Origin of the sequence: Bradyrhizobium sp. sGM-13, from assembly GCF_018398875.1 — a bacterium.
In the GTDB taxonomy this organism is placed as follows: domain Bacteria; phylum Pseudomonadota; class Alphaproteobacteria; order Rhizobiales; family Xanthobacteraceae; genus Bradyrhizobium.
Window position 1 is genome coordinate 1 of the sequence record NZ_JAGWDK010000140.1, and the last position, 1234, is coordinate 1234.

General features: G+C 69.6%; 1 protein-coding gene. It reads left to right on the forward strand.

The features are described from left to right. Positions 1 to 1234: condensation domain-containing protein (locus KJQ96_RS38470; RefSeq protein ID WP_249735087.1), on the forward strand; the 1234-nt coding region annotated here is incomplete at both ends.

A 1234-nucleotide genomic window follows, 5' to 3' on the forward strand; every position in this document is an offset into this window, starting at 1 on the left:
GCGTGTTGGACCGCTATCTTGCCGCGGTTCAGCGGGTGGTGGACCGGCACGACATCTTAAGGACGTCGTTTGTCTGGGAGGGCCTGTCGCGCGCGGCCCAGGTGGTGTGGCGGAACGCGCCACTCAATGTGACCGAGGTCGAGCTGGATGGCTCCGGCGGTCCTGGCCACGCGCAGCTCAGACTGAGGTTTGATCCGCGCCAGCACCGCATCGATCTTGGCCGGGCCCCGCTGTTGCGGTTTGTGATCGCGCGCGAGCCCGGCAGCGCGCGCTGGCTGCTCTTGCAGCTGCAGCATCATCTGATCGGGGATCACACGACGCTGGAGGTGATGCATGCCGAGGTTAAGGCCGTGCTCGGCGGGCGCGACCATGAGCTGGCCGCCCCGCAGCCGTTCCGCAACCTGGTGGCGCAGGCGCGCCTGGGCGTTGGTACCAAAGCGCATGAAGAGTTCTTCCGGGGACTGCTGGGGGACATCGATGCGCCGACCACGCCGTTTGGCTTAAGCGAGGTCCACGGCGACGGCTGCGGGGTTCATGAGGCGCATCGGAGGCTGCCGCAGGCGCTCAACGCGCGATTGCGCAGCCAGGCGCGGCGGCTTGGGGTGAGCCTGGCCAGCCTGTGCCATCTGGCGTGGGGACAGGTGGTGGCGCGCAGCAGCGGCCGCGAGCAGGTGGTGTTCGGCACGGTGCTGTTTGGCCGCATGCATGGCGGCGCGGGTGCCGACCGCACCATGGGCCTGTTCATCAACACGCTGCCGCTGCGGCTTGATCTGGACGGCACCGGGGTCGAGGCGAGCGTGCGGACCACCCACGCCCGGCTGGCCGAGCTGCTGGCGCACGAGCATGCCTCGCTGGCGTTGGCGCAACGCTGCAGCGGCGTTGCGGCGCCGGCGCCGTTGTTCAGCGCGCTGTTGAACTACCGCCACACCGCGCCGGCGCTCGCTTGCGGACCGGATGCTGGGCTGGGCGGCGTGGAATGGCTGGGCGGGGAGGAACGCACCAACTATCCGCTGACCCTGTCGGTGGATGATTTTGGCGAGGCGCTCGGTCTGACGGCGCAGGTGGCGGAGCCCGTCTCCGCGGATCGGGTCTGCGGCTACATGCAGCGCGCGCTCGAGCAACTGGCCGACGCGCTGGAGCAGGCGCCGAACACGCCGGTGCGCGAGCTGGATATCCTGCCGTCCGCTGAGCGCGCGTATCTGTTGGAGGAGCTGAACCGGACGGCGGCGCCGTA